This window comes from Streptomyces spiramenti, from assembly GCF_012034385.1.
GTDB classification, from domain to species: Bacteria; Actinomycetota; Actinomycetes; order Streptomycetales; family Streptomycetaceae; genus Streptomyces; species Streptomyces spiramenti.
In genome coordinates this window covers 1-6,371 of record NZ_JAAVJB010000257.1, presented here as the reverse complement: position 1 = coordinate 6,371, position 6,371 = coordinate 1, and the positions used below count along the sequence as shown (strand labels likewise).

At 72.6% G+C, this 6,371-nt stretch carries 7 protein-coding genes; 5 read left to right on the top strand and 2 right to left on the bottom strand.

All coding sequences use genetic code 11. From position 1 onward, the window contains the following. Positions 1-79 precede the first annotated feature (79 nt). Positions 80-778, top strand: coding sequence for a Maf family protein (locus HCJ92_RS20945; RefSeq protein WP_167935173.1), 699 nt, complete (start codon positions 80-82; stop codon positions 776-778). 610 nt (positions 779-1,388) lie between these two features. Further along, a complete protein-coding gene (locus HCJ92_RS20940; RefSeq protein WP_167935172.1) occupies positions 1,389-3,161 on the top strand; it encodes an ATP-binding protein in 1,773 nt (590 codons plus the stop codon). 393 nt (positions 3,162-3,554) lie between these two features. Here the strand turns inward: HCJ92_RS20940 and HCJ92_RS20935 are convergent, their stop codons facing one another. Both HCJ92_RS20935 and HCJ92_RS20930 read right to left on the bottom strand, forming a co-directional pair. Then, positions 3,555-3,767, bottom strand: coding sequence for a DUF397 domain-containing protein (locus tag HCJ92_RS20935; RefSeq protein WP_167935171.1), 213 nt, complete (start codon positions 3,765-3,767; stop codon positions 3,555-3,557). Beyond that, positions 3,764-4,603, bottom strand: coding sequence for a helix-turn-helix domain-containing protein (locus HCJ92_RS20930; protein ID WP_167935170.1), 840 nt, complete (start codon positions 4,601-4,603; stop codon positions 3,764-3,766). The genes HCJ92_RS20935 and HCJ92_RS20930 overlap by 4 nt, the downstream gene beginning before the upstream one ends. Before the next feature lie 253 nt (positions 4,604-4,856). Here HCJ92_RS20930 and HCJ92_RS20925 point away from each other — a divergent pair, with 253 nt between their 5' ends. From HCJ92_RS20925 to HCJ92_RS20915, 3 genes are read left to right on the top strand one after another with little or no spacing between them, the layout of a single operon-like run. Beyond that, positions 4,857-5,075, top strand: a complete 219-nt coding sequence (locus tag HCJ92_RS20925; protein ID WP_167935169.1) for a DUF7848 domain-containing protein — start codon at positions 4,857-4,859, stop codon at positions 5,073-5,075. Next, the gene (locus HCJ92_RS20920) at positions 5,072-5,497 is read left to right on the top strand and encodes a hypothetical protein (protein WP_167935168.1); all 426 of its coding nucleotides are present in this window, start codon (positions 5,072-5,074) and stop codon (positions 5,495-5,497) included. The genes HCJ92_RS20925 and HCJ92_RS20920 overlap by 4 nt, the downstream gene beginning before the upstream one ends. Next, positions 5,481-5,741 carry a hypothetical protein gene (locus HCJ92_RS20915; RefSeq protein ID WP_167935167.1) on the top strand — a complete coding sequence of 87 codons (261 nt, stop codon included), beginning with the start codon at positions 5,481-5,483 and terminating at the stop codon, positions 5,739-5,741. The genes HCJ92_RS20920 and HCJ92_RS20915 overlap by 17 nt, the downstream gene beginning before the upstream one ends. The last annotated feature ends 630 nt before the right edge of the window (positions 5,742-6,371 follow it).

Here is a 6,371-nt window from a genome sequence, read left to right as displayed (position 1 = left end):
CCCCCCCCCCCCACGGGGGGCGACGGGGCGTGACGGGCATCGCCGGTCGCGCCCCGTCCCGCGCCACTACGCTGGCGCCATGGTTTCCCAGTTCTCCCCCGCGTCGCCCGACGCCCCCGACCCGACCGCGACCGCCGACGGCGGGCCCGCCGGGCCGCCCGCCACCCGGCCGGCCCGCCGCCTGGTGCTGGCCTCCGGCTCCCCCGCCCGCCTGGCGCTGCTGCGCCAGACCGGGTTCGCACCGGAGGTGGTCGTCAGCGGGGTCGACGAGGACGCGCTGACCGCCGACTCGCCCGAGGAGCTGGCACGGGTGCTGGCGGAGGCGAAGGCCGAGGCGGTCGCCGGACTCCCGGCGGTGGCCGACGCACTCGTCATCGGCTGCGACTCGGTGCTGGAGCTCGACGGAGTCGCGCTGGGCAAGCCCGCGGACGCGGCGGAGGCGGTCCGCCGCTGGCACGCCATGCGGGGCCGGTCCGGCGTGCTGCGGACCGGGCACTGCGTCATCGACGCGGCCGACGGCCGACGCGCCTCCGCGACCGCCTCGACCGTCGTGCGGTTCGGGGATCCCACCGACGCCGAGATCGACGCCTACGTCGCCACCGGTGAACCCCTGCACGTCGCGGGCGCGTTCACCCTCGACGGCCGGTCGGCGCCCTTCATCGACTCCGTGGACGGCGACCCCGGCAACGTCATCGGCCTCTCGCTGCCGATGTTCCGGCAGCTGCTGACCGGACTCGGCGTTCTCGTCACCGACCTGTGGGCTCCGGACCCCGCCTGACCGGGGACGGTTCCCGTCCGGCCGGCCCACCCCCGGCGCACGCCGCCCCGAGGGGGCGGCGGGGTGCCCGGGACGCGCGGGGCGGGAGAGCCCCGGGCGACGCGCCGTGTCACCTCCCGGGGCGGCCACCCCGCGACCGCGCCACGCCGCGCTTCGATCCGCCGCACGCCGCGGCGCGCCGGACCACCGGCGCCGGGACCGGCCGGGGAGCGACGAGCGGCGGCACCGGTGGGCGCGACGCCGTGACCCTCGACCTCGGCGGCGCGGCTCCGGGAACCGACCGAACCGGCCAATTCCGTGCCCCCGGCGGGAGGCCCGGACGGCTCGCGGACCGGCTCCGGCACCGCACCGCGGGGCACTTCTGAAAAATCTTCCCGGTGTGCGTTGGAAGGTCCCCACAAAAGCCGCACTCCTCGCGGACCTCCGCACCGCATCGACCACGACCGCCCCGGGGAAACTGGGGGAGGCTGTGCGGCGTCATTACCAGGGATGCCACGCACCGGAGCCACCAACCGATCACCCTGGGTACACAGGTACTCACTTCTGCGGGGGACTCGGCGCGCGGTGTGGTGTGTATCTAAAATCGCTGTGTTCCAAGGAGGGAGCCAACGTGCGCAAGGTGCTCATCGCCAATCGCGGCGAAATCGCCGTCCGCGTCGCGCGAGCCTGCCGGGATACCGGTATCGCCAGCGTCGCCGTATACGCAGAACCGGACCGGGACGCGCCCCATGTGCGCGCCGCGGACGAGGCGTTCGCGCTGGGTGGTGACACCCCCGCGACCAGCTATCTCGACTTCCACAAGGTGCTGAAGGCCGCCGCCGACTCCGGCGCCGACGCCGTGCACCCGGGCTACGGCTTCCTCTCGGAGAACGCCGAGTTCGCCCAGGCCGTGATGGACGCCGGGCTGACGTGGATCGGTCCGCCGCCGCAGGCGATCCGGGACCTCGGCGACAAGGTCGCCGCCCGCCACATCGCGCAGCGCGCCGGCGCGCCACTCGTCGCGGGCACCAAGGACCCGGTGACCGGTGCCGAGGAGGTCGTGGCGTTCGCCGAGGAGCACGGCCTCCCCGTCGCCATCAAGGCGGCGTTCGGCGGCGGTGGCCGCGGCCTGAAGGTCGCCCGCGCCCTGGACGAGGTCGCCGAGCTCTACGAGTCGGCGGTCCGCGAGGCCGTCGTCTCCTTCGGCCGCGGTGAGTGCTTCGTCGAGCGCTACCTCGACCGCCCGCGCCACGTCGAGACGCAGTGCCTCGCCGACCAGCACGGCAACGTGGTCGTCGTCTCCACCCGCGACTGCTCGCTCCAGCGCCGCCACCAGAAGCTCGTCGAGGAGGCGCCCGCGCCCTTCCTCACCGAGGAGCAGAACGCCGAGCTGTACCGGGCGTCCAAGGCGATCCTCCGCGAGGCCGGCTACGTCGGCGCCGGGACCTGCGAGTTCCTCGTGGGCCAGGACGGCACGATCTCGTTCCTGGAGGTCAACACCCGCCTCCAGGTCGAGCACCCGGTCACCGAGGAGGTCACCGGGATCGACCTGGTGATCGAGCAGTTCCGCATCGCCGACGGCGAGGAGCTGGGGTACGACGACCCCGAACTGCGCGGCCACTCCATCGAGTTCCGCATCAACGGCGAGGACCCGGGCCGCAACTTCCTGCCCGCCCCCGGCACCGTCACCTCCTTCGTGCCGCCGGCCGGACCGGGTGTCCGCCTGGACGCCGGCGTGGAGTCGGGGAGCGTCATCGGCCCCGCGTGGGACTCGCTGCTCGCCAAGCTGATCGTGACCGGCTCCACCCGTGAGCAGGCGCTGCGCCGCGCCGCCCGCGCCCTGGCCGAGTTCCGTGTGGAGGGCATGGCCACCGCCATCCCGTTCCACCGCGCGGTGGTCGCGGACCCGGCGTACGCGCCCGAGGTCCACGGCGAGAAGGGCCCGTTCACCGTCCACACCCGGTGGATCGAGACCGAGTTCGTCAACGAACTGCCGCCCTTCACGCCCGTCGTCGGCGAGGACGAGGACGCCCACATCCGCGAGACGGTCGTGGTGGAGGTCGCCGGCAAGCGGCTGGAGGTGTCGCTGCCCGCGACGCTCGCCATGCCGCTGGCCCGCGCCGCGGTCGCGGGCGGCGCCAAGCCGGCCCGTCGTCGCGGCGGCCGGAAGGCGGGCTCCGCCGTCACCGGTGACGCGCTCGCCTCCCCGATGCAGGGGACGATCGTGAAGGTCGCCGTCGAGGAGGGCCAGACCGTCGCGGAGGGAGACCTCGTGGTGGTGCTGGAGGCCATGAAGATGGAGCAGCCCATCAACGCGCACCGGGCCGGGACCGTGAAGGGGCTGACCGCCGAGGTCGGCGCCGCCCTCTCGGCCGGCGCGGCGATCTGCGAGATCAAGGACTGACCGGGTCGTACCGGAGGTACGAGGGGGGGCGACCGTGCGGTCGCCGCCCCTCGTCGTGCGTGTGCCGGGCGGGCCCGCTCGACAGGCTGGGCGTGGCGGCCCCGCTCCGACCGGGACAGCGCCCACCCAGTGGGGTCGGTGACGGCCTTCGACGACGCATACGTGCGGCGGGTTGTCGAGGAGGGCACCTCCGGTGTCGCCCCCGAGGACTCCGGCCCGCGGCTACCGGCGGAGGCGGTCCGCTCGGCCTCACAGCCCGGTACGGGGCAGGGCTGTCCACCTGCACGGGAGGGGCGGACGGAGGGTGCACCCGGTGGACCGTGCCCCCGACCGAGCCGCGCAGCGAGAGGCCCCGCCGTGCGGTGCACGGTGGGGCCTCTGCGTGGCGCACGTTCAGCGGTGCAGCGAACCCGACTTGACGCCGTTCACGAACGCGGCGAACGCGCCCGCGGGCACCGCAATCGCCTGGCCCGACACGTTCTTGGAGTCACGGACGGGGACCCTGCCGGTCGTGGACGCCACGTGCGGGGCCCACTCGACACAGGCACTGCCGGTGCCACTGTAGGAGGACTTGACCCAACGCGAGGTTATGGGTTCGTTCGTCACGAGGAGCCCTTTCGTAGCTGCTGGATCATCTCCACGGAGGCCGTCTGCGACAGCGACACGGCCATCAGCTGATGGTATGCCCTCACCAGCGGCATGACGGAGGCCAGTTCGCGGTCCAGATAGCCGCGCGTCTCCGACTCGACATACGAGAGCACAGACCGGTCGGTCATGGTCAGCAGGTGCACCATGTGCCTGAAGGGGCGGTGTGCGCCGAGACTGTAGGGGGCCAACTGAAGCATTATGTGGGACTGTTCAGTGAGGTCGATGAGCTGCCGCAGCTGCGCGTCCATGACGGCGGGGCCGCCGATAGGCCGACGGATGCAACTCTCGTCCAGCACCGCGACCACCAGCGGCGGCACAGGTCGTAGCAACGCCGCCTGTCGCTTCGCGAGGAACGCCATTGCCTCATCGGCCTGCGCTTCCGTTATGGAACCTCGCTTCACGTCACTCTCAGCTTGCGCTTGCGCGTACTCACGCGTCTGAAGCAGCCCGGGGATCACTCCCACCTCGAACAGCCTGATCTCAGAAGCCCGGCTCTCCATCCCCACGTACTCGGGGAAGCCCTGCAAGAGCACGCCGTGCTCGATCTTCCCCCATTCCCGCGCGAATGACTCCTCGGTGCCGGCCAGTCCGAACGCCACGTCAGTGGCGGTCGCGAAGCGCCGGGTTGGCGATTTGTTGCCCGTTTCCACGCCCGACACATGCCGTCCCGAGTACCCCATGCGCGCGCCCAGCTCGTCCTGCAGCCACCCCCGAGCCTCTCGCAGGCTGCGCAGCCGTGCGCCGAATGCGGCTTCCGGGCTCGCGTCGGGGTTCAGTTCCTTGCGGTTTACCAACGTGTTCTCCGGCGCTGAGACGTTGAAGACAAGCCAACCCTAGGCGACTCTGTGACTCCTTGGTAGTGGTATCGCTACGGAGAGGAATGGTCGTGTGTTCTGATCTTCAGTCCGGCGACGAGGGTGAGACAGAGGCTTTGCCGGTGCCTGCCCCGGCGGAGGACGAGCCGGTGACTCCGACCGCCGAACTTGTCGTCAGATCTGTGGAGTTGGGACGGGTCGTCGAAGCGCATCTGAAAAGGCGGAGGGAGCGGTGAGCGGCGGCTACCGGTTCGCCCGGTTCCAGCTCGTACGCCGGTCCGGTCCGCTGGTCTTCCGGGTGCAGTGCGAGGTCTGTGCGGAGATGGGCCCGCAGGCGGAGACGGGGGACGCGGCGATGATGTGGGCCGTCCTCCACCTGGACGACCACCCGGGCCATGACCTGTTCCGCGAACTCAGCTCCACTCCGTACCGGGCGGAGCCCTGCTCGTGAGCGCCAATCGGTACGGGGACGGCTACCACTGCGAGGTGGTCGCCCGGTCGCCGGATGCGGCAGGGGAGTGGTACGTGGCAACAACGTGGGCGGACACCCCTGACGAGGCGCTCGACTGGCTTCACCACCAGGCGGCCCGGCTCGCGGACGCGCTCGATGCCGCCGAGGACGACCAGCCGGCGGAGCAGCGCCAGTACGCGACGCCGGTCCCCGCGGTCTTCCGCGAGTGGGCGGCGGACACCGAGTTCCGCGCGGTGCAGTGCGCCGCCCTGGCGGACGGACACCCGATCAGCGCCAACGCCCGGGGCCCGGACCGCGTCTGCGGTTCCGCCGATGTCGAAGTCCTCTACTCGCTGGCAGCGCGCCCGATCCTCCGTCCCGTCCTCGCACCCTTCGGGAGCAGCAGTGTCGATCCTCGATGACCCGCGCGCCGCAGCGGTGCGCTTCCCCGCCGCCGAGATACGCACCGGTGACTTCCTGACCTTGGCCGGCTCGTGCCTGCCCGTCACCGCAGCCGCCCACCGCGGCGGCACGACATGGCTGGAGCTCGACCGATGCGTGCGGGTACAGCTGCACTCGCACACCGAGGTGACGGTGATCCGGCCCGTCCGCCCGGCCCGACGCGCGCGCCCCGTGCGGCCGGTGCGCGCCGCTTGGACGCGCTGACCCCCTCAGACTCGCCCCTGCCGGGAGGACCAGCGGTTCTCCCCTTCTCCGCGACGGCCCCGGCAGGGGCGGCGCACCACACGGACACAGACGGGCTCCTGACCGTTCCGTTCGCCGCGTCCGCGCCGTCTGACGTCGGGGTGCGCGGGCTGACGTCGCCGCGGGGCCCGGCCCCGGGACGGTCCACCGCCTCACCGTCACGGGGTGGGTGGCGTCCGGTGACGACGTCCCCGCCACGTACTCACGCCCCCGACTCCCCGGAACGCTCGCATCACGCCCGCACCGCGAACTGCGGGGCGTGACCGTCGTGAACCTCCGACTCCCGGGCGGGAGGCTACTTCGGCCTCGACGGGCTTGTGCGAAGAAGTCGACCGCCGAGTCTGAGCACGAGCGACTGCGTCGCCCGGTGGAACGGCTGAAGACAGAAACCGGACCGGAAAAGCGCCGCGTCGGAGGTTGCGGGAAAGCCTGCGCGCGGCGCATCACCGAGGCACCCCAGCGCCTCGCGCGCGGCGCCCTCCGCCACCGACTCGTCCTGGCCTCTCCCGTCCGGACCGGGCCGACGGGCGGGCCCGGCCCGCCCGTCGGGCCCCTTCGGCGGCGGCGCACGACCCGGCGGCGCGGCACGAC